This is a genomic window from Pseudomonas sp. 05N433 (assembly GCF_056396925.1).
In genome coordinates this window covers 39,408-61,039 of the sequence record NZ_JBFTML010000007.1, presented here as the reverse complement: position 1 = coordinate 61,039, position 21,632 = coordinate 39,408, and the positions used below count along the sequence as shown (strand labels likewise).

The following is a 21,632-nucleotide window of genomic DNA, read 5'->3' as shown; positions in this document are numbered from 1 at the left end:
CGGGTGAAAGCTGTCGTCGCGCGGGTGCTGACCGCAATCTTTGCCATGCCCGGCTTTGCCGGGGCTGCCCAATGCGCCTGGCCGGCCTGGGAGAATTATCGTCAGGCCATGCTCAGCCCGGACGGACGGGTCATCGACCGCTCCTCGGAGGCGTTGATCTCCACGTCTGAAGGACAGAGCTACGGGCTGTTTTTTGCCCTGGTGGGCAACGACCCTGAAAGCTTCGCCAAGATACTGCGCTGGACCCAGGACAACCTGGCGGGCGGGAACTTTGACCGGCAACTTCCGGCATGGTTGTGGGGGCGCGACAAAGAAGGGCGCTGGCAGGTCCTCGATGGCAACAACGCCACCGATGCCGACTTGTTCATCGCCTATAGCCTGCTCGAAGCCGGGCGCCTGTGGCATCGACCGGCTTACCAGGTCTTGGGCCGCAACCTGCTCTGGCGCAGCGCCGCGCAAAGCTTGCGCAAGCTGCCAGGCCTGGGCGTGATGTTGTTGCCCGGCGATGTCGGGTTCGACAGCGCCGGGCAATGGCGCCTGAATGCCAGCTATCTGCCGCCGCAATTGCTGGCGCGCTTCGGCCAGGAGGCATCGGTCTGGCAGGAGTTGGCCAGCAACGCCCGGCGCCTGTTGATCGAAAGCTCGCCCAAGGGCCTGGCGTCCGACTGGCAACGCTGGGAAGCCGGGCAGGGGTGGGGCGTCGACAGCCAGAAGGGCAGTGTCGGCAGCTATGACGCCATCCGCGTCTACCTCTGGACGGGCATGCTGGCCAAGGACGCACCGGGTCGCTTCGCACTGATCGAACATTTCAGGCCCATGGTCAATCTGACCGCGCGCCGGGGCTATGTGCCGGAAGTCGTCGACAGCGCCACCGGCCTCGACAAGGGCACTGGCCCGGTCGGCTTCAGCGCCGCATTGCTGCCCATGCTGGCCGCCAGTCCGGACAGTGCGGCTGCCCTTGCGGCCCAGCGCCAACGCTTGCAACAACAGCCAGCGTTGGCAGATGACTACTACAACCAGTCGTTGGCGCTGTTCGGCCAAGGCTGGGACCAACAACGTTATCGCTTCGATAAGGATGGACGCCTCGTGCCAGATTGGACGGCTGCATGCGCAAAGTAAACGGTTTTGGGCTGTTGTTGAGCAGCATTTACGGCGTCGCCCTGGCTCAGCCTTTCAGTCCGCCCGACCAGCAGCAATGGCTGTTGGAGCAGATCCGCGTGGGAGAGGCGCTGCATCGCGAAGACCTGGTGCGTGACTCGCTGGCACGCCTGGAACTGATCGCTCCGGACGATCCACAGGTGAAAGTCATCGAGGTCCGCCAGGCGCTGCTGCAACAGAATCGCTCGCAAGCCGAGCGCCTGGTTGCCCAACTGCGCCAGCAGGTGCCTGGCACGGCGCTGCTGCGTCAAGCCGAGAGCTTGCTGAAAATGCACAGTGCCGAGGGCCAGAAGGCTTTGCAAGAAGCGCATTTGCTGGTCACCGCCGGCCGTTCTGAAGACGCCGCCCAGGCCTATCGGCAATTGTTCGGCGATGACATGCCGGACTTTGCCATCACCCTGGAATACCTGAGCGTGCGCAGCGGCATCAAGGGGCAGCGCCCGCGCGTGATCGAGCAACTGCGCGAGTTGGATCAGCAGTACCCCGGCAATGCCTCGTTGCGCCAGACCCTGGCTGGCCTGCTGTTTGCCGAGAAACGCGACGCTGAGGCGCTGGACGTCTTGCATCAATTGGCCCGCGATCCTGGCACCAGCAACAACGCCGCTGAACGCGAATACAATTATTTGCTTAAACAGCCGATAGGGCCCGAAACCGCGCAGGCTTGGCGGACGTTCCTAGCGTTCTACCCCTACACCAGCTTTCGCGCCGACGCGACCCGGCAGTTGCAAGAACAGGAGCAATACCTGGCTGATCCGGCCTGGCAAGCGGGTGTCAAAGGCAAGGCATTGATCGAGGCCGGCGACAACGTCGGTGCCGAAGCTCAGTTGCGCCGGGCGCTCAAGCGTTATCCGCAAGACTCCAACCTGCTTGGTTCCCTGGGGATTTCGCTGATGCGCCAGAACCGGCACGAAGCGGCATACAACGCGTTTGTCCGTGCCTCGGCCATCGAGCAGGACACCGACTGGATGACCAAGTGGCAGGACCTCAAGACCATTAACTACCAGTGGATGTTGTTGCAAAAGGCCGATGAAGCGCTGGAGCGCAAGGACTACCCCGTCGCGAAAAAATTCTATCAGCAGGCGCGCAAAACCCAGCCGAAGGATCCTGCGCCGCTGATCGGCCTGTCCTATGTTGCCCGGGGCGAATCCGATGACATCACCGCCGAAGCCTTGTTGGTGCAAGCGCGCAAGCTTGATCCGAACAACGCGAGTGTGGTGCGTGCCATGGTCCGCCTGTTCCAATCGCAATCACCGGAGAAGGCCGAGCGCTACCTCGACAGCCTGGCGCCCAAGGAACGCGAGGGGTTCCAGAGCGTGCGCCGGGGCCTGACGCTGGAGCGCCTCAATACCCAGGCCGATGGCGCCGCTCGACGCGGCGATTGGCCCCTGGTGGCGACGATCTTGAACGAGGCCCGAGTACTGGACCCGGACAATCCCTGGCTGGTGTACCGCCTGGCCAATGCCCAGCGGGAACTGGGCATTGAGGCCGAGGCCCATCAAAACTTCAACCTGCTGCTGCAACGCCTGGGCCAGGACACCGAGGCGCGCTATGCCCACGGCCTGTTCCTGGCCAATGGTGGGCGTGACGGCGAAGCCATGGACAGCCTGCGACAGATCCCCCGCGCCGTCTGGAACGACAACATGAACGCGCTGTGGGCCAGCCTGCAGCGTCGCCAACTGCTCACCAAGGCTCGGACACTGCATGATGAAGGACGTGAGGCCGAGGCAGAATTGCTGCTGATGGAAGCGCCGACCCCTGACGACTACCTGACCCTGGCTGACTGGGCCCGGCAGCGTGGCGATCTGGTACGGGCCGAGAGTCGCTACCGCAAGCTGCTGGCCAGCGAGCCGAAAAATGCCGAAGCGCAACTGGGCCTGGGCGAAGTGCTGATCGAACGCGGTCGTCCGAACGCGGCCAAGGCCAGCCTGATGGCAGTGACCATGCCAGTACCGGCCCAGGCATCGTTCCAGCGCCGCCTGGCCAATGCCTGGGCGAGGCTGGGTGACAAGGCACGTGCCAACGCGCTGTTCGAGGAGTTGCTCAAGACCCCGCAAAGTGATCCGCTGGTGCATCGGGACGCGGCGCGCCTGTTGTCTTGGCAGGCACCGCAGCTCGCGCTGGATCATTACGCGCGCAGCATGGGCGCAGCCGGGATGATCGAACCGCAACAGGTCGAACCGCGTGACAACCGCGCCATGACCCGGGCGAGTCGTGCCAGGGACAGCGATGACTGGCTGCAGCGCAGCATCCGCAGCGACGTCGACGAGCTGTACCAGCAGCAGAACCCGACGGTGAACCTCTACCACGACATTGCCTGGCGCACCGACAACAGCGCATCGGGCATCTCGGACCTGACCACCCAGACCACCGTCCTGCGCATCGACGCACCCGTGGCGCAGGGGCAGGGTTTCGTCCAGGCCGAAGAGATCAACCTGGATGTCAGCCGTTTCTCCAGTACCGACCAGTTCGGCTTGTGCGCGGTGGTGCAGGGGGGATGTGCCGGCGGTTCACAAAGCGTGCGCGGCACGCTGCTGGGCGTGGGCTGGCATGATGACCGTTGGGCTTTTGACCTTGGTCATACGCCGCAGGAGTTCACGGTGTCGAACTGGGTGGGCGGGGGAACCTACAGCGGTGACTGGAATGACGTGGGTTATCGCCTGACGGCATCGCGGCGACCGTTGACCAATTCGCTGGTGTCCTACGCCGGTGCGGTCGATCCGGTCACCGGTACCCACTGGGGCGGTGTCACGGCCAACGGTTTCACCCTCGGCCTGAGCCATGACACAGGCGGCAATGACGGTGTATGGGCGAGCCTGAGCAACCATTGGCTGCTGGGTGAGAACACTGAAAGCAACCAGCGGCGCATGGCCATGGGCGGCTACTATTATCGCCTGGTGGAACGCGCCGACGAGCGCCTGCGCACCGGTCTGACGCTGATGTACATGGGGTACGACAAGGACCTCAGCGAATCGACCCTGGGCCAGGGCGGTTACTACAGTCCGCAGCAATACTATTCGGTCAGCGTGCCGGTGAACTATGCCTGGCGCAACGCTGACTGGTCGGTCCTGCTCGAAAGCGCGGTGGGCTGGTCGTTCGCAAAAATCGACGGCACGGACCTTTACCCCAAAGACAATGGTGAGGCCGACCTGCAAGATATTCTGGCGCAGTCGAACCGGACCATGGTGGACAGCCCATCCTTGACCAAGAGTGGGAGTAGCAGCAACGGCGTCAACTTCCGCATCCAGGGCCTGTTAGAACGGCGTCTTTCCGAGAACCTGGTGCTGGGGACCGGCATCACCTGGCAACACAGCGAAGGCTACGCCCCAAGCCGCGCCTTGCTGTACTTGCGCTACACCTTCGACCCCTGGCTAGGCAACCTGCCGCTGCCGGTGGAGCCAATCTTGCCGTATGCGGATAGGCRCTAGAGCGGCAAGAAAAACGCAAGAGTGACTGGAAACGCGCATTTTTAACTATTTTCAATCATTTTGATTTTTCAACTCTCTCTATAGTCGTTGCTTTCGTTAAATCAAAATGGAGAAGTAGTATGTCCGTCAATCTGGTCATCAGCTTCAATGTGAAAGAAGAAAAGCTGCAATCCTTCAAGAACATCATGAGCGACGTGAAGATCAATCTGCCGAAGGTGGACGGTTGCCAAACGGTCAAGATTCTCAACCACGTGGAAGATCCACTCGCGTTCACGCTGGTGGAGGCTTGGGACTCGCGTGAAATGCACGGTGCCCACGTCGAGCAGATGATCTCGAGCGGTCAGTGGAGCGTCATCGTCGAGCATCTGAGCAGTGAGCCGGTCAGCGGTTACTTCAGCGAAATGTGATGCTGTAACGTCCAAATGGGGCGGCTAATTTATTGAGAAGCCATAGCAATGACACTCGAAGTAGTACCGGCAGCGCTTTACTCAATGCGCAATGTAAAGCCTATTCTTGCTGACGGTAGCTCGTCCATCCTCCATAAAACGCTTGAAACGAACCTGGAAAACAAGGCGATCTATATCGCCACGCCGTTGATCGTCTACATCAAGCAGGGCAAGCAGATTATTCGCGACTATGACGCCATGTCCCATGTTGTCGACGAGAATCATTTGATTTTCCTCTCCAAGGGCGTTTACACGGTATCGGACTACGTCACTGGCAGTGATATCTTCGAGGCGGTGTTGCTATTTCTCGACGACAAGCTGATCGCCAAATACCTGTCTCGTGCGGCCGGTACAGGCCAGTCGCACACGGACGGCCTGCAGAAAAACGTGCACGGCACTTATACCCTGCACGCCAACGAACAGATTCAGCGCTATATCGATTCGCTGGACTATGTCTACAAGGGCGCGGAGGGCTCCGACGCGCTGCTGGAGTTGAAACTGCTCGAACTGCTGCACCTGATCGCCATTCAGGACAAGTCCTTGCGTTTCCTGCGCAAGCTGTCCTGCGGCGGCAACCGTAAGCGTCGTCTCATCACCGACTTTATGGAGCAGTACTATTCGCACAAGTTGAAGATCGAAGACTATGCCCTGCTGACGGGGCGCAGCGTTTCGACCTTTATCCGCGACTTCAGGCGCAGCTACAACACCACCCCGAACCGCTGGATCATCGAAAAAAAAGTCGACATCGCGCATCAGCTGTTGACGGCTAAAAATTATTCCGTCACCGACGCGGCTGCGGAGGTGGGATATGAAAATACCTCCCACTTCATCAAGGTCTACAAGCAACGGTACGGTGTCACGCCGAAGAAAGCCAAGACCTTCGCAGCAGAACTGTAGCGCGACAAGGCCCAAGCCCCCGCTGCCGCGACAGGGTGTTGTTTGGCCTGTCACAACAGTCGGTTCCTGACCGAAAGCCCTCATCCATAATGCACGCGGCTGACTGCGTCAGAGTGTTTGGATGCGCTATTGGGGCAAGCCATTGCTCACGTTGAAGTCGAACGTATTCCCAGGGAGCGGATACCCAGTGCTGCGACCGCTGTATGACGTTTTGTCAGTCAATCTGTATCTAACGTTCCCCCTTTGACCACCCTACTATCGCAGCCTTGGTCTTGGCGGTTCCCTATGCGTATGACGCGCTGCGACTCGGCTGCGCGCGCTATCTGCTCTACCTTGCCTGGCAAGCGGTCAAGTCCAACACGCCGACCACGGCAGTATGCTGGCGCAATCCATCGTGCTTGGTTTTACACAGATCGTCATTAGCGTGAGCGTCAACGCGCTGATTGCCGTCATGGCTGGCGCCATCGTAGCAGGCCCGTGTGGCAGATCGTGCAACGCTGGCTGATGGGGACGGGGACGGTCCTCGCGAGCTGGCCGTGCGCATGGCCGTAGAAGGGCGGCGCTGAACCGGGCTGTTTGCGGTTGGTGCGGCGCGGTAAACCTGCGTCACCCGGATTTGAGAGCGGCCCCTGTGCATCGCGCCAGGCGCACTAGAGAAAGATCCGAGCGGGTTATCGAAAGCCCCTGACCAACCACCCTGAACGATAAGGACATGAAATGTTGCGCATACTGGGTAAGGCATCGTCGATCAATGTACGAAAGGTGCTTTGGGCATGCGCCGAGATCGAAATCCCCTTTGAGCGAGAGGATTGGGGGTCAGGCTTCAAGTCGACGCACACGCCCAAATTCATTTCGCTGAACCCCAACGCAACGGTGCCGGTGATCCTGGACGACGACTTCGTGCTCTGGGAGTCAAACTCGATCATTCGGTATTTGGCGTCTCGCTATAACGGAGGTCATTTTTACCCGGTCCAACCGAGAGCAAGAGCGCGGGTGGACCAATGGATAGACTGGCAAGCGTCGGACCTCAACAAATCGTGGACGTATGCCTTCATGTCGTTGGTCAGGCATTCGCCTGACCATCAGGACAGCAGAGCCTTGGCAGCCGCTTGCAGCCTGTGGTCAAGGCACATGGAGATCCTGAATCGACAACTCGAATCAACAGGAGCCTACGTCAGTGAAGACGGGTTTTCTCTCGCAGACATACCGATAGGCCTGTCGGTTAACCGGTGGTTTGAAACACCGCTCGATCATCCAGACTTTCCTGCTGTAAGTGCCTATTACGAACGGTTGAGTCGTCGACCTGGCTACCTCCTGCATGGAAGAAACGGGACTCCGTAATAGTTCAGCATGGTGTCAGGCGGCGCCAGGGACATTTGTTCCCATGCTCGACGGCAGAAACGGCCGAATTTTCTTTCTTTATTACTCCAGTCGGCACTATGTGCCACCAGCCTTGAAAGCGTTCATCGAATTCATCAGGGCGGGTGACTTGCGAACCTGATTCAGAACCATCGCGACCGGCAGCTTCACGCCCTGAGGAAGTCAGTCAACCTAAATCGAGGTTCTTCAGGAGCGGTGAACCGCGCTTCCCCAAGGCATTCAAATAGGTGGTTTCTTGTTAACCTGACCGCCTTCTTTCATGGACGAATACCGAGACAAGCCATGGCTAACCTCACCCCGTCACGCCTCGGGAAGATGCTTCAGGGGCTGCTCTTTGCCCTGATTGGTATCGGCTTGTTGGGCATTGCCGTCAATCTCACGCTTGAACGACGCGAATTCCTCGCCCACGCACAGACCGCCGATGGCATCGTCAGCCACTTGAATGCCGGTGGTTCGCATCCCGAGATCGCCTTCACCGCCAGCAGTGGTGAAAAGATTTCATACCCCCAGGGCGGCTTTATTTTTGGCTATCGGCAGGATCAGCCGGTGCGGGTGTATTACCTGCCCGAGCAGCCGGCCAGTAGCGCCGTGGTCGATACCCCTGCTGCACTGTGGGCCACTCCCGGCGTACTGGGTTGTATTGGTCTGCTGTTCACCCTTGCCGGCCTGTTAAGGGTTATCCGCCAGTGCGGTCGCGGCGCAGTTCATTCACATAAAGGACTTTGAACGATGAACTACAACATCCCGATCCCGCTCAATGAGAGTCGCTGGCAGTATCGGACCGCCAGCGGTGGCGGTCTGACCGTAGCCCTGGTGGCGGGCAGTAGCGGTTCGATCATCCTGCGTTCGCCCTAGGGCGAGAACGTCAGCTACCGCTACGGCGGCGTCGGGTTGGGGGGCGGATTTGGCGCGCGCCTGCCGCGTTTCGGCAAGATCAATATCCAGCTCAAGGGTAAGAGCGTAGGGGCAGCCGGTGCGGCGGAGGCTTTTCCCAGCACTGGCAAGGTGTTTGTCAGCGACGCCCTGGTCAGTCGTGACCTGACCAGTGACGACATCACCGGGCCTTGCCTGTATACCGAAGTGGGGGCGGGGTTGGTGGTCGGCGGTTCGGGCTTGATCCCACGCTGCTGGCGTTGGCGGCGGTTCTGAGCTCCAACCCGGCGACCTCGCTCATTGCCTCCTCCACGGTCAACCGGCAGTTGCTGCAGTCGGCCAAGAGGGCGGTGGTCATGGCCGGCATGAACGCCGGTGTGCAGGCCGGTGGAGGCGCCGCAATCTACATGGGCTATCTGTTCTAGTCGCGCATAGCAGGTCGATATAACGCCCAAAAAAAAGCCGCGAATCAACGCGGCTTCTTCGATGCCAACAACGCTACACGTTGAAACGGAAGTGCATCACGTCGCCGTCTTTAACGATGTAGTCCTTGCCTTCCAGACGCCATTTACCGGCTTCTTTGGTGCCGGCTTCGCCCTTGTACTGGATGAAGTCGTCGTAGGCGATGACTTCGGCGCGGATGAAGCCTTTTTCGAAGTCGGTGTGGATCACGCCGGCGGCTTGCGGTGCGGTAGCACCGACGCGGACGGTCCAGGCGCGGACTTCTTCGACACCGGCGGTGAAGTAGGTCTGCAGGTGCAGCATTTCGTAGCCGGCGCGGATTACGCGGTTCAGGCCAGGCTCTTCGAGGCCGAGGGCTTCGAGGAACATGTCTTTCTCTTCGCCGTCTTCCAGTTCGGCGATCTCGGCTTCGATCTTGTTGCAGACCGGAACCACCACGGCGCCTTCTTCTTCGGCGATGGCCTTGACCACGTCCAGCAGCGGGTTGTTTTCGAAACCGTCTTCAGCGACGTTGGCGATGTACATGACCGGCTTGGTGGTCAGCAGGTGGAAACCGCGAATCACCTGCTTCTCATCGGTGCTCATGTTTTTCATCAGGCTGCGCGCAGGCTTGCCCAGGGTGAAGTGAGCGATCAGCTGCTCCAGCAGGCCTTTCTGGACCACTGCGTCCTTGTCACCGCCCTTGGCGTTACGAGCGACTTTCTGCAGCTGCTTCTCGCAGCTGTCGAGGTCGGCGAAGATCAGTTCCAGGTCGATGATTTCGATGTCGCGTTTCGGGTCGACGCTGTTGGAGACGTGAATCACGTTCTCGTCTTCGAAGCAGCGGACCACGTGGGCAATGGCATCGGTCTCGCGGATGTTGGCGAGGAACTTGTTGCCCAGGCCTTCACCTTTCGAGGCGCCGGCCACCAGGCCTGCGATGTCGACGAATTCCATGGTGGTCGGCAGGATACGCTTGGGCTTGACGATGGCCGCCAAGGCTTCCAGGCGCGGATCCGGCATCGGCACGATACCGCTGTTGGGCTCGATGGTGCAGAAGGGGAAGTTCTCGGCCGCGATCCCGGACTTGGTCAGGGCGTTGAACAGGGTGGACTTGCCGACGTTAGGCAGGCCGACGATGCCGCAATTGAATCCCATGGTGTTTCCCCTCGGGTAAGAGTCAGGCCTTCTGGCTGTGCAGGTTTTTCATCGCGCGGTTCCATTCCCCGGCGAGGATATCCGGCAGCACGCCGAGGGCAAAGTCGATGCTGGCATCGAGTTTTTCCTGTTCGGCGCGTGGCGCACGACCCAGGACGAAGTTTGAAACCATACTGGCAACGCCCGGGTGGCCAATGCCAAGCCGCAGGCGGTGAAAGGTATTCTGATTGCCCAGTTGCGCAATGATGTCGCGCAACCCGTTATGACCGCCATGGCCGCCGCCCTGTTTGAGCTTGGCAACGCCCGGAGGCAGGTCGAGTTCGTCATGCGCCACCAGAATTTCTTCCGGCTTTATGCGAAAGAAGCCGGCAAGTGCCGCTACGGCCTGGCCGCTGCGGTTCATGTAAGTGGTGGGAATCAGTAGACGAACATCCTGACCCTGATGCGAATAGCGCCCGGTCAGGCCGAAATATTTGCGATCGGCCACAAGGTTGACACCCTGAGCCTGCGCGATGCGCTCAACAAAAAGGGCCCCTGCGTTATGCCGGGTCTGTTCGTATTCAGCGCCTGGATTTCCCAGGCCAACGATCAGTTTGATGGCAGTCACGATAGGGGCCCTTCCTTGAAGTGGTGGATAACATCGCCGCCATCAGGGAGTGCGGCGAAAGTGGACGACAAGTGCTCATTTACCATTATGTAAACTCCGCGTTCTCGCCCGCTTTCTCGCTACGCTCTAGTCCGCGATGTTTCCGGTCACTCCGGCGTACAGAGTGAAATTACTCTCCAGCGCCTTCTGCAGCTTCTGGAGCAACACGTGGAGCGTGAACGTTGGCAACAGCCAGGTCGTTACCGTGAGCCAGAGCAACAAATTCAACGCCTTTAGGAGCGCTGATGTCGGACAGGTGAATGATCGAGCCGACTTCGGCGTTAGCCAGGTCAACTTCGATGAATTCAGGCAGGTCTTTCGGCAGGCAGGACACTTCGATTTCAGCAACAACGTGCGAAATCTCGCCGCCTTTCTTCACCGGAGCAGCTTCGTTGATGAAGTGCACTGGAACGATAGCGGTCAGCTTTTGGCCAGCAACTACGCGTACGAAGTCAGCGTGCATCACGTGGCCTTTGGCCGGGTGACGCTGCAGAGCCTTGATGATTACGTTTTGCTTGGTGCCGCCAACGTTCAGCTCGATGATGTGGCTGTAAGCCGCTTCGTTTTCGAGCAGTTTGGCAACTTCTTTAGCCAGCATGCTGATGGATTCAGGGGCTTTTTCGCCACCGTAAACTACAGCTGGAACCAGGCTTGCGAGACGACGCAGGCGGCGGCTCGCACCTTTCCCCAGGTCGGAACGCACTTCAGCATTCAGAGTAAAATCGTTCATGTTGTATCTCCAAAATAACCACATTCGCCCCAGCGTTTGCGACCAGCGCTAAAGGCGATATGGGCAAAAAAGCCCCGCCCCGACATGAATGCCGGGGCGGGGCGCTTTTCGTCAACAGGATGTAATGAAAAGGGCAGGGCCCTTAACGGAACATCGCGCTGATCGATTCTTCATTGCTGATGCGGCGGACCGCCTCGGCAACTACCGGTGCGATATCCAGTTGGCGGATACGCGCACAGGCTTGTGCTGCAGCGGACAGCGGGATGGTGTTCGTCACCACCAGCTCGTCCAGCACGGAATTTTCAATGTTTTCGATCGCCCGACCCGACAGCACAGGGTGCGTGCAGTAGGCGAAAACCTTGGCAGCGCCATGCTCTTTCAAGGCCTTGGCCGCGTGACACAGAGTGCCGGCGGTATCGACCATGTCATCGACCAGAATACAGGTACGCCCTTCGACATCACCGATGATATGCATCACTTCAGAGTGATTGGCTTTCTCACGGCGTTTGTCGATGATCCCGAGATCCACGCCCAGGGATTTGGCAACAGCCCGTGCACGCACGACGCCGCCAATGTCCGGGGACACGATCATCAGGTTTTCGAAGCGCTGATCTTCAATGTCATCCACCAGTACCGGGGAGCCGTAGATGTTATCTACCGGAATATCGAAGAAACCCTGGATTTGGTCAGCATGCAGATCAACCGTGAGAACACGGTCGATGCCGACTACGGTAAGCATGTCAGCAACGACTTTCGCGCTGATAGCCACACGTGCGGAACGCGGACGGCGATCCTGACGGGCATAACCAAAGTAAGGAATAACAGCAGTGATACGAGTAGCCGAGGAGCGGCGGAAGGCATCAGCCATCACTACCAGTTCCATCAGGTTATCGTTGGTCGGAGCGCAAGTCGGCTGAATAATGAAGACATCCTTACCGCGGACGTTTTCATTGATCTCGGCTGTAATTTCGCCGTCGGAAAACTTACCGACAGAGATGTCACCGAGAGGGATATGCAGCTGACGTACGACACGCCGAGCCAGATCGGGGTTAGCGTTCCCCGTAAAGACCATCATCTTGGACACGCGCAGTACCTGAAGGCTGAGGGTAACCTGGATGAGTATAGGAAAATGGCAGGGGCGGCTGGATTCGAACCAACGCATGGCAGGATCAAAACCTGCTGCCTTACCGCTTGGCGACGCCCCTGTATCTGTTGCTACGAGTACCCAGTACCCGATTCCTTTTAGAGCAGACTTTGCAGCTTGCGATGCAACATCGAAACGTTGCTTCCTTTTGCTACAAACCCTGTAAGGGTCTCTGTAAGAAGGGCCGAGACTTTATCAGCTTCAGCTTTGCTTGGGAAGCCCCCAAACACACAACTTCCAGTTCCGGTGAGTTTTGCTTCGGTAAATTTACCTAGCAAATTCAAGGCGTTACGTACCTCTGGATAACGTCTTGCTACCACCGGTAAGCAGTCATTTCGACTGTTTCCCTTGGGAACGGGGCGCACTTTAATGGGAGGAGTGTTACGTGTCAACAGCGGATCTGAAAAAATTTCTGCTGTACTTACAGATACTTGCGGCACAAGCACCAGATACCACGGTTCCTCGGGTTCTACAGGCRTGAGTTTCTCCCCCACGCCCTCGGCGAAAGCCGCGTGGCCACGCACGAAAACCGGGACGTCGGCGCCAAGTGTCAGACCCAGCGCGGCCAGCCTGTCGTCATCCCAGCCCAGTTGCCAAAGATGATTGAGGCCCAGCAACGTGGTCGCCGCATTCGAACTGCCGCCACCGATTCCACCGCCCATGGGCAGGATTTTTTCGATCCAGATGTCGATGCCCAGTGAACAACCGGATTGCTCCTGGAGTTTTTTCGCGGCTTTGACAATCAGGTTGCTGTCGTGAGGGACGTCGGCGAATTCGGTGTGCAACCGAATTACGCCATCGTCGCGAACGGCGAAGGTGATTTCATCGCCGTAATCGAGAAACTGAAAAATCGTCTGCAACTCGTGGTAACCGTCTTCACGGCGGCCGAGGATATGCAGCATCAAGTTGAGTTTGGCGGGCGAGGGCAGAGTCAGGCGTGGGGCAGTCATCTTCACTGCCCCAGTTTGCGCGGTTGCCAGTCCTTGATCACCAGCGTGACATCAAGGTCGGTGCCGTGCAGTTTGATCCGCTCGGGCAGCCAATAGCCGTTTTGCTCGGCATAACTGAGGTACTCGACCTGCCAGCCATCCTGTTCGAGATTGGCCAGGCGGCTGTCGACGTCCAGGGTCAGACGACTTTTGCTGTCCGGGGCCGGGAGACCGCGAACCCACCACGCCAGATGGGACACCGGTAATTTCCAGCCCAGTTGCTCTTCGACCAGGGCTTCCGGAGTCGACGCGTCATAACGGCCCTGATTGGCCACTTCCAGCGAGACTTTGCCGGGGCGCCCGGTCAAGCGGGCCGCGCCGCGACCCAGCGGGCCGGAGAGGCGGATATCGTAGTAATCCTGGCGTTGCAGCCAGAACAGGGTGCCGCTGCCCGAATCTTTTGGCGCGCGGATACCGATCTTGCCGTTGATCTGCCAGCCGTCGAGGCTGCTCAGTTGTTGTTTGTGCTCGCGCCATTGGGCCGGGTTACCGTGTCCCCCGACCGATTCACGGGCGCTGAAGCCCGCGCAACCGGCGAGCAGGGCGATGAAGCTGAAAACGATAATGTGGCGCAAAAACATAATTTTAAAGAGTCTCTGATCCGGTCAGGCGCTTGATGGTACTGCGCAGGGTAGGACTGTCGGGCTGCTCCTTGAGGAACTTGCTCCAGACTTGTTTGGCTTCGCGTTGTTTGCCATTGGCCCACAGGACTTCGCCCAGATGAGCGGCAACTTCCTGATCAGGGAAGCGCTCCAGTGCCTGGCGCAAATAGCGCTCGGCCTCATCGAGGTTGCCCAGGCGGAAATTCACCCAGCCGAGGCTGTCGAGAACGGCCGGGTCTTCCGGGTTCAACTGGTGCGCCTGTTCGATCAGGGCCTTGGCTTCGGCGTAACGCGTGGTGCGGTCGGACAGGGTGTAGCCGAGGGCATTCAACGCCATCGCATTGTCCGGGTCACGTTTGATGATCAGTCGCAGGTCTTTTTCCATCTGCGCCAGGTCATTACGTTTTTCCGCCTGCATGGCTCGGGTATACAGAAGATTCAAATCATCCGGGAATTTCTGCAGGGCTTGCTGCAAGACGTTCCAGGCCTTGTCGCCCTGTTTGTTGGCCGACAAGGTTTCGACTTCGATCAGGTACAACTGGATCGCATAATCGGGTTGCTCGTCGCGCTGGGCCGCCAGACGGCTTTGGGCTTCGGCGGTCCTGCCGTTGTTCATCAGAATATCGGCCTGACGCAATTGCGCTGGCAGGTAATCGTTGCCCGGCCTGACCTGGGCGTACTCGATCAGCGCGCCCTGGGGGTCGTTACGCTCTTCCGCGATACGCCCAAGGTTCAGATGCGCCGAGTCGACGTGGCTTTCCCTGGCGATCAAGTCTTCCAGATAACCTTTTGCCTCGTTCCAGGCCTTGGCTTCCAGGCAGACCAGAGCCAACGAATAACGCAGTTCGTCGTCTTCCGGGTATTGCTGCACCAGGCTCGAGAACTCGACCTTGGCGTCGTCCATGCGGTCCTGTTCGACCAGCGTGCGCGCGTAGGTCAGGCGCAGGCGTTTGTCGTCCGGGTATTTCTTGATGCTTTTTTGCAGTAACGGCAAGGCTTCACCGCCACGGTTGAGCCCTTGCAGCAGGCGCGCGCGCAGCAGAATCGGCGCTATTTCGCCTTCTTCCGGCGGGTTGTCTTCGAGCAGGGTCAGCGCGCCTTTGGCGTCGCCATCCTGTTGCAACAGCAAGGCCTTGCCGAAAATCAGCTGGTTGTTGTGCGGGTGGCGCTGCAACAAACGGTCAAAACCTTTCATCAGGCCGTTGCGGGTTTCCTGGTCGGTATCGGCCGCAGACAGGGCGAGGAAGTCGAAATGAGTGTCGCCTTTGCCTTGCAGGACTTTTTCCATATAAGCCATGGAGTCGTCGTAACGCCCGGCACGGGCGAGTTGCACGGCCGCCGCCCGTTGCGCCTCGAGATCGTTCGGGGCGTTTTTTGCCCAGATCAGCGAAGTGTCGAGGGCCGCTTGATCGGCGCCCAGGTATTCGGCAATGCGAAATGCCCGCTCGGAGATGCCCGGATCCTGGGTATTGATAGCCTGGGTCACGTAGTTGTCCAGGGCAATGTCGTAACGATTGCGCTGGCCAGCCAGTTCGGCGCTCAACAGGCTGAAGACAGTTTCTTCGCTGAACGAGCTGTAAACCTTGGGCTTTTCAGGCGCCGGAGTGCTGTCTTCGACCGGCGGCGTACCGTCCGACGAAACGGGTGCCAAGGCCTGGCAGCCGCTGAGGAAGACAAAAGCGAGGAGCAACGCGGAAGATCTATTCATATAGGAAGAGGACGACTAACCTGCGGTCGGATCATCATGACACAAGCCTTCGGCCAAACATAACCGCCCGGCCAATTTACCCGCATACGCAATCCCGGCAGGCCCGGTGCCGGTGTAAACGAGAACGGATCGCAGCTTCGGCAGCGTCAACCGGGACGATAGATATCGAGTGGTTGTTCTGGCTCTGTCGAAGTAGGACAATTGTCGGCTTCACGTCACCATCAGCGACCTTGAATGGCCTTCCTTGCACTCGGTATTAACCACAAGACTGCTTCAGTAGACGTCCGCGAGCGCGTGGCCTTTACCCCTGAGCAGCTGGTTGAGGCCTTGCAGCAGCTCTGCCGACTCACCGACAGCCGCGAAGCTGCGATCCTCTCCACCTGCAATCGCAGTGAACTGTATATAGAACAGGATCASCTTTCKGCYGAYAYCGTGYTGCGCTGGYTGGCCGATTATCAYCATTTGAGCCTCGATGAGCTGCGTGCSAGCGCTTATGTGCAYGAAGATGATGCGGCAGTTCGYCACATGATGCGGGTCGCCTCCGGGCTCGATTCGCTGGTGTTGGGTGAACCACAGATTCTCGGCCAGATGAAATCGGCCTACGCCGTGGCTCGCGAGGCGGGCACCATTGGTCCGCTACTCGGGCGTTTGTTCCAGGCCACGTTCAATGCGGCCAAACAGGTGCGAACCGACACCGCCATCGGTGAAAACCCGGTGTCCGTGGCGTTTGCCGCGGTCAGCCTGGCGAAACAGATTTTCAGTGATTTGCAACGCAGCCAGGCCTTGTTGATCGGCGCCGGCGAGACCATCACCCTGGTCGCCCGCCATCTGCATGAGCTGGGCGTGAAGCGAATCGTGGTCGCCAACCGCACCCTGGAGCGCGCAAGCACCCTGGCCGAGCAGTTTGGCGCCCATGCGGTGTTGCTCTCGGACATCCCGACAGAACTGGTGCGCAGCGACATCGTCATCAGCTCCACCGCCAGCCAGTTGCCTATTCTCGGTAAAGGCGCGGTGGAAAGCGCCTTGAAATTGCGTAAGCACAAGCCGATTTTCATGGTGGATATCGCAGTCCCTCGGGATATCGAGCCGGAAGTCGGCGAGTTGGATGACGTTTATCTGTATAGCGTCGACGATCTCCACGAAGTGGTCGCCGAAAACCTCAAGAGCCGTCAGGGCGCCGCTCAGGCGGCCGAAGAGATGGTGTCGGTCGGTGCCGAAGATTTCATGGTTCGCCTGCGCGAACTGGCGGCGGTGGATGTGCTCAAGGCTTATCGTCAACAAAGCGAGCGCCTGCGCGACGAAGAATTGCAGAAGGCCCAGCGTATGCTCGCCAACGGCAGCAGTGCCGAGGACGTGCTGGTGCAACTGGCCCGTGGCCTGACCAACAAACTCTTGCATGCCCCGAGCGTGCAATTGAAAAAGCTCTCTGCCGAAGGCCGCCTCGATGCGCTGGCCATGGCCCAGGAACTCTTTGCCCTCGGTGAGGGCTCATCGGATAGCTTTTCGGATAAGAAACCGCAATGAAAGCGTCACTGCTCAATAAGCTGGACATCCTCCAGGACCGTTTCGAGGAATTGACCGCCCTGCTTGGCGATGGCGAAGTCATTTCCGATCAGAACAAATTCCGCACCTATTCCAAGGAATACGCGGAAGTCGAGCCGATCGTCGACACCTATAAACAGCTGCTTAAAGTGCAGGGCGACCTCGAAGGCGCACAGGCACTGCTCAAGGACAGCGACCCGGACATGCGTGAAATGGCCGTGGAAGAAGTCCGCGAAGCCAAGGAACGATTGATCGAGCTCGAAGCCAGCCTGCAACGCATGCTGCTGCCCAAGGATCCGAACGACGGTCGTAACGTGTTCCTGGAAATCCGCGCGGGCACCGGCGGTGACGAAGCGGCGATTTTCTCCGGCGACCTGTTCCGCATGTATTCGCGTTACGCCGAGCGGCGTGGCTGGCGGGTAGAGATTCTCTCGGAGAACGAAGGCGAACACGGTGGCTATAAAGAAGTTATCGCCCGTGTCGAAGGCGAGAACGTCTACGGCAAACTGAAGTTCGAATCCGGTGCGCACCGTGTGCAGCGGGTTCCGGCCACTGAATCCCAAGGTCGCATCCACACCTCGGCCTGCACCGTGGCGGTATTGCCCGAGCCGGATGAGCAGGAAGCCATTGAGATCAACCCGGCGGATCTGCGGGTCGACACCTATCGCTCCTCCGGTGCCGGTGGTCAGCACGTCAACAAGACCGACTCGGCGATTCGTATCACCCACTTGCCGTCCGGTATTGTCGTCGAGTGCCAGGAAGAACGTTCCCAGCACAAGAACCGCGCCCGGGCGATGTCCTGGCTGTCGGCCAAGCTCAACGACCAGCAGACCAGTGCCGCGGCCAATGCCATCGCCAGCGAGCGTAAATTGCTGGTCGGTTCCGGTGACCGCTCCGAGCGGATCCGTACCTACAACTTCGCCCAGGGCCGGGTCACCGACCATCGGGTCAACCTGACGCTGTATTCGCTCGACGAAATTCTTGCGGGCGGCGTGGATGCGGTGATCGAACCGTTGCTGGCCGAGTACCAGGCCGATCAATTGGCAGCGATAGGTGAGTAAATGACGATCATTGCCAGCTTGCTGCGCGCCGCCGATTTGCCTGATTCGCCCACCGCGCGTCTGGATGCCGAATTGCTGTTAGCGGCGGCCTTGGGCAAGTCCCGCAGCTTTCTGCACACCTGGCCTGAGCGTATCGTCCCGAGCGAAGCGGCACTGAAGTTTGCCGAGTATTTGCAGCGCCGCCGCAGCGGTGAGCCAGTGGCCTATATTCTGGGTCAGCAAGGCTTCTGGAAGCTCGACCTGGAAGTCGCGCCCCACACGCTGATTCCGCGTCCCGACACTGAATTGCTGGTGGAAGCGGCGTTGGAACTGTTGCCGGCCACCCCAGCCAAGGTGCTCGATCTGGGCACCGGCAGTGGTGCCATCGCCTTGGCGCTGGCCAGCGAGCGTCCGGCCTGGAAGGTCACCGCCGTGGATCGCGTGCTGGAAGCCGTGGCCCTGGCCGAGCGCAATCGTCAGCGCTTGAACCTGAGCAATGCCACGGTGTTGAGCAGTCATTGGTTCAGTGCCCTGGAAGGCCAGCGTTTTCAACTGATCATCAGCAATCCGCCCTACATAGCTTCGACCGATCCGCATCTGGTAGAGGGCGACGTACGCTTTGAGCCGGCCAGTGCCTTGGTGGCGGGTGTCGATGGGCTCGACGATTTGCGTCTGATCGTCGCCCAGGCACCGGATTATCTTGAAGCGGGTGGCTGGTTGATGCTCGAACACGGTTACGATCAAGCCTGCGCAGTGTGCGATTTGCTGCTGACCCGCGGCTTTGAAGAAGTCCATAGCCGCACCGATCTGGGCGGTCACCAACGCATCAGTCTGGGGCGCTTGCCGTGCTGAATGATCAGGAATTGCTGCGATACAGCCGGCAGATTCTGCTGCAACACGTCGACATCGACGGCCAGTTACGGCTCAAGGAAAGCCGTGTGCTGATTATCGGTCTCGGTGGCCTAGGTTCGCCGGTTGCGCTGTACCTGGCCGCGGCCGGTGTCGGTGAGTTGCATCTGGCAGACTTCGACACGGTCGACCTGACCAATCTGCAACGCCAGATCGTTCATGACACCGACAGCGTCGGCCTGAGCAAGGTCGATTCGGCGATCCGTCGCCTGACCGCGATCAATCCAGAGATTCAGCTGATCGCCCATCGCACTGCATTGGACGAGGATTCGCTGGCCGCCGCTGTTGCCGCGGTGGATCTGGTGCTGGACTGTTCCGACAATTTTTCCACCCGCGAGGCGGTCAACGCTGCGTGTGTGGCCGCGCGCAAGCCGCTGGTCAGCGGTGCGGCGATTCGTCTGGAAGGGCAATTGTCGGTGTTCGACCCGCGTCGTCCAGAGAGCCCGTGCTACCACTGTTTATACGGGCACGGCAGCGAGGCCGAGTTGACCTGCAGCGAGGCGGGCGTCGTCGGTCCTTTGGTCGGGTTGGTCGGCAGCCTCCAGGCACTGGAAGCGCTGAAACTGCTGGTGGGGTTCGGCGAGCCGCTGGTGGGGCGCCTGTTATTGATCGATGCCTTGGGCTCACGCTTCCGTGAATTGCGGGTCAAGCGTGATCCGGGCTGCAGCGTCTGCGGGTCGCGCCATGCGTGAAGCGCCGATTGCTGTGTTCGATTCCGGCGTCGGTGGACTCTCCGTGCTGGCCGAGATCCAGCAGTTGCTGCCCAACGAGTCTCTGTTGTACTTCGGCGATTGCGGGAATATTCCCTACGGCGAGAAAACCCCGGCATTCATCCGCCAGCGTTGCAGTGTCATGGCGCAGTTCTTTCAGCAGCAAGGCGCCAAGGCGCTGGTGCTGGCTTGCAACACCGCGACGGTGGCCGGTGTTGCGGACTTGCGGCGCGATTACCCCGAGTGGCCTATCGTCGGCATGGAGCCTGCGGTCAAACCGGCCGCTGCGGCGACGCGCAGCGGTGTGGTCGGCGTGCTCGCCACCACCGGTACTTTGCAGAGTGCCAAGTTTGCTGCCTTGCTCGATCGTTTCGCCACCGATGTACGGGTGATTACTCAGCCGTGCCCCGGGCTGGTGGAGCTGATTGAAAATGGCGATCTGCACAGCGAGACATTGCGTCAGTTGCTGCAAGGGTATGTCGAGCCGCTGCTGGCTGCAGGTGCAGATACGATCATTCTGGGCTGTACCCATTATCCCTTTTTAAAGCCACTGCTAAGGCAGATGCTCCCGCAAAGCATCAGCTTGATCGATACGGGTGCCGCTGTGGCGCGGCAGCTCCAGCGTCTGCTGGCCGAGCGTGAATTGCTGGCCGAGGGGCCTGCTCGCCCCGCACAGTTCTGGTCGAGTGCGGACCCAGAACATTTCAGAAATATCTTGCCGATCCTGTGGAATATGTCTGGGGTTGTGCGAAGCTTCGAAAAGTAGAGACGCGTAGCAAACGAATAATTGGGGTGAGCTTCTGATTAAACGGTGACTTCTATAGCTTTGTTTGTTTTGCAGCATAAAAATCATACTAAATTGTTCGGAAAAGGATGTTTCTAATGAAGCGACTATTCTGTTTGGCCGCGATTGCGACCGCATTGATGGGGCACAGTTTTACCGCGCAGGCGGCAGGGGTGGAGTTCGGGGTCGGCCAGACCAGCGATTCGACCATGACCTACCGACTGGGCATGCAGTTCGATTGGGACAAGAGCTGGTTGCAGAGTGATGTTGGCCGCTTGACCGGCTACTGGAGCGGCGCTTACACCTACTGGGAAGGCGACAAAACGGCGAGCAATCACAGTTTGTCGTTCTCGCCGGTACTGGTGTACGAGTTTGCCGGTCAGACCATCAAGCCCTACGTCGAAGCGGGTATCGGTATCGCGGTGTTTGCCAACACCGAATACGAAGATAACAAGCTCGGCAGTGCCTTTCAGTTCGAAGACCGTTTCGGGTTTGGTCTGCGCTTTGCCGGCGGACATGAAGTCGGGATTCGCGCCACCCACTACTCCAATGCCGGGATCAGTAACCCGAACGACGGTGTAGAAAGCTACGCATTGCATTACACGATGCCGTTGTAAGCCTGCAGTGTTTAGATGTGGGAGCTACCTGTGGCGGGGGCTCTCACATGGCATCGGGTGACTGCGATCTCACCGATACGCCGTCGCAATCCCCTGGCGTTCGGTGATGCATTCCGGTGCGCCCATTTCGAACTCCCGGCAGATCAGCGGACGCTTTTCATAGATGGTGCACATCATGCTGTTGCGATCCAGTGCGGCGCACCAGCCGTCATCCAGTCGCAGCATGACTTCACCACCCCAATCATCGGTATCGATAAAACGTTCGGGCACGCCGGTGTCAGTGATCAGCATCACTTCAAGCTGGCAGCAGCAGGCTGCGCAGGTCGAGCAGGTGACCGCAGGCTCGGCGACTTGCGTGTGGGGAATGGTTTTCATGGCGCGCAGTGTAAGGCAGTGGGCCCACGCTGTGTAAAAGGCCTGACAGACGCTCAGG

The 21,632-nt window shown here is 59.2% G+C and carries 20 protein-coding genes, 1 tRNA gene and 2 pseudogenes; 14 read left to right on the top strand and 9 right to left on the bottom strand.

Features of this window, described 5'->3' with window-relative positions; genetic code table 11:
* The first annotated feature begins 3 nt into the window (after positions 1 to 3).
* From bcsZ to AC1DIS_RS04605, 8 genes and pseudogenes are all read left to right on the top strand, one after another.
* Entirely contained in the window at positions 4 to 1,119 is a 1,116-nt protein-coding gene (gene bcsZ / locus AC1DIS_RS04640; protein WP_477744023.1) for a cellulose synthase complex periplasmic endoglucanase BcsZ, read from the top strand.
* On the top strand, positions 1,107 to 4,583 hold the full coding sequence (gene bcsC, locus AC1DIS_RS04635; RefSeq protein ID WP_477780789.1) for a cellulose synthase complex outer membrane protein BcsC: 3,477 nt from the start codon (positions 1,107 to 1,109) through the stop codon (positions 4,581 to 4,583). Before bcsZ ends, bcsC begins: the two co-directional genes overlap by 13 nt.
* 119 nt (positions 4,584 to 4,702) lie before the next feature.
* Complete coding sequence (locus tag AC1DIS_RS04630; protein ID WP_204125528.1) at positions 4,703 to 4,990, top strand: putative quinol monooxygenase; 288 nt, start codon at positions 4,703 to 4,705, stop codon at positions 4,988 to 4,990.
* A gap of 48 nt (positions 4,991 to 5,038) precedes the next feature.
* Positions 5,039 to 5,926: a helix-turn-helix domain-containing protein gene (locus AC1DIS_RS04625; RefSeq protein WP_477744021.1), complete on the top strand. Its 888-nt coding sequence runs from the start codon at positions 5,039 to 5,041 to the stop codon at positions 5,924 to 5,926.
* Between the two features lie 257 nt (positions 5,927 to 6,183).
* Positions 6,184 to 6,492 (top strand): annotated as a pseudogene (locus AC1DIS_RS04620) (LysE family translocator); the annotation flags it as partial.
* Between the two features lie 151 nt (positions 6,493 to 6,643).
* Positions 6,644 to 7,267 (top strand): glutathione S-transferase family protein, encoded by a 624-nt coding sequence (locus tag AC1DIS_RS04615; protein WP_477744020.1) that lies wholly within the window; start codon positions 6,644 to 6,646, stop codon positions 7,265 to 7,267.
* Positions 7,268 to 7,588: 321 nt separating this feature from the next.
* The gene (locus tag AC1DIS_RS04610; protein WP_477744019.1) at positions 7,589 to 8,032 is read left to right on the top strand and encodes a DUF3592 domain-containing protein; all 444 of its coding nucleotides are present in this window, start codon (positions 7,589 to 7,591) and stop codon (positions 8,030 to 8,032) included.
* 3 nt (positions 8,033 to 8,035) lie between these two features.
* A pseudogene (locus AC1DIS_RS04605) lies at positions 8,036 to 8,604 on the top strand (hypothetical protein).
* Positions 8,605 to 8,677: 73 nt separating this feature from the next.
* On the opposite strand, the gene ychF reads toward AC1DIS_RS04605, so the two are convergent.
* The 8 genes from ychF to AC1DIS_RS04565 form a co-directional block, all read right to left on the bottom strand.
* Positions 8,678 to 9,778 carry a redox-regulated ATPase YchF gene (gene ychF / locus AC1DIS_RS04600; RefSeq protein ID WP_018929566.1) on the bottom strand — a complete coding sequence of 367 codons (1,101 nt, stop codon included), beginning with the start codon at positions 9,776 to 9,778 and terminating at the stop codon, positions 8,678 to 8,680.
* A 22-nt stretch (positions 9,779 to 9,800) separates the two neighbouring features.
* Positions 9,801 to 10,385, bottom strand: coding sequence for an aminoacyl-tRNA hydrolase (pth, locus tag AC1DIS_RS04595; protein WP_008074178.1), 585 nt, complete (start codon positions 10,383 to 10,385; stop codon positions 9,801 to 9,803).
* A gap of 169 nt (positions 10,386 to 10,554) precedes the next feature.
* Positions 10,555 to 11,154, bottom strand: coding sequence for a 50S ribosomal protein L25/general stress protein Ctc (locus tag AC1DIS_RS04590; protein WP_477744070.1), 600 nt, complete (start codon positions 11,152 to 11,154; stop codon positions 10,555 to 10,557).
* A gap of 142 nt (positions 11,155 to 11,296) precedes the next feature.
* On the bottom strand, positions 11,297 to 12,238 hold the full coding sequence (locus tag AC1DIS_RS04585) for a ribose-phosphate pyrophosphokinase (protein ID WP_003171603.1): 942 nt from the start codon (positions 12,236 to 12,238) through the stop codon (positions 11,297 to 11,299).
* Between the two features lie 46 nt (positions 12,239 to 12,284).
* Positions 12,285 to 12,359, bottom strand: a tRNA-Gln gene (locus AC1DIS_RS04580).
* 37 nt (positions 12,360 to 12,396) lie between these two features.
* The gene (gene ispE / locus AC1DIS_RS04575; RefSeq protein WP_477780788.1) at positions 12,397 to 13,248 is read right to left on the bottom strand and encodes a 4-(cytidine 5'-diphospho)-2-C-methyl-D-erythritol kinase; all 852 of its coding nucleotides are present in this window, start codon (positions 13,246 to 13,248) and stop codon (positions 12,397 to 12,399) included.
* Between the two features lie 2 nt (positions 13,249 to 13,250).
* Positions 13,251 to 13,868, bottom strand: a complete 618-nt coding sequence (gene lolB / locus AC1DIS_RS04570) for a lipoprotein insertase outer membrane protein LolB (RefSeq protein ID WP_018929569.1) — start codon at positions 13,866 to 13,868, stop codon at positions 13,251 to 13,253.
* A 4-nt stretch (positions 13,869 to 13,872) separates the two neighbouring features.
* On the bottom strand, positions 13,873 to 15,597 hold the full coding sequence (locus AC1DIS_RS04565) for a tetratricopeptide repeat protein (RefSeq protein ID WP_086946020.1): 1,725 nt from the start codon (positions 15,595 to 15,597) through the stop codon (positions 13,873 to 13,875).
* A 234-nt stretch (positions 15,598 to 15,831) separates the two neighbouring features.
* On the opposite strand from AC1DIS_RS04565, the gene hemA reads away from it, so the two are divergent.
* From hemA to AC1DIS_RS04535, 6 genes are all read left to right on the top strand, one after another.
* The gene (gene hemA, locus AC1DIS_RS04560; RefSeq protein WP_477780787.1) at positions 15,832 to 17,121 is read left to right on the top strand and encodes a glutamyl-tRNA reductase; all 1,290 of its coding nucleotides are present in this window, start codon (positions 15,832 to 15,834) and stop codon (positions 17,119 to 17,121) included.
* Positions 17,118 to 18,200, top strand: a complete 1,083-nt coding sequence (prfA, locus tag AC1DIS_RS04555; protein ID WP_007939759.1) for a peptide chain release factor 1 — start codon at positions 17,118 to 17,120, stop codon at positions 18,198 to 18,200. The genes hemA and prfA overlap by 4 nt, the downstream gene beginning before the upstream one ends.
* A complete protein-coding gene (prmC, locus tag AC1DIS_RS04550) occupies positions 18,201 to 19,031 on the top strand; it encodes a peptide chain release factor N(5)-glutamine methyltransferase (RefSeq protein ID WP_018929573.1) in 831 nt (276 codons plus the stop codon).
* The gene (locus AC1DIS_RS04545; protein ID WP_018929574.1) at positions 19,025 to 19,780 is read left to right on the top strand and encodes a molybdopterin-synthase adenylyltransferase MoeB; all 756 of its coding nucleotides are present in this window, start codon (positions 19,025 to 19,027) and stop codon (positions 19,778 to 19,780) included. The genes prmC and AC1DIS_RS04545 overlap by 7 nt, the downstream gene beginning before the upstream one ends.
* Positions 19,773 to 20,564 carry a glutamate racemase gene (murI, locus tag AC1DIS_RS04540; RefSeq protein WP_018929575.1) on the top strand — a complete coding sequence of 264 codons (792 nt, stop codon included), beginning with the start codon at positions 19,773 to 19,775 and terminating at the stop codon, positions 20,562 to 20,564. Before AC1DIS_RS04545 ends, murI begins: the two co-directional genes overlap by 8 nt.
* Before the next feature lie 116 nt (positions 20,565 to 20,680).
* Entirely contained in the window at positions 20,681 to 21,199 is a 519-nt protein-coding gene (locus AC1DIS_RS04535) for an acyloxyacyl hydrolase (protein WP_018929576.1), read from the top strand.
* Positions 21,200 to 21,268: 69 nt separating this feature from the next.
* On the opposite strand, the gene AC1DIS_RS04530 is transcribed toward AC1DIS_RS04535, so the two are convergent.
* Complete coding sequence (locus AC1DIS_RS04530) at positions 21,269 to 21,574, bottom strand: YkgJ family cysteine cluster protein (protein ID WP_018929577.1); 306 nt, start codon at positions 21,572 to 21,574, stop codon at positions 21,269 to 21,271.
* Positions 21,575 to 21,632: the final 58 nt, after the last annotated feature.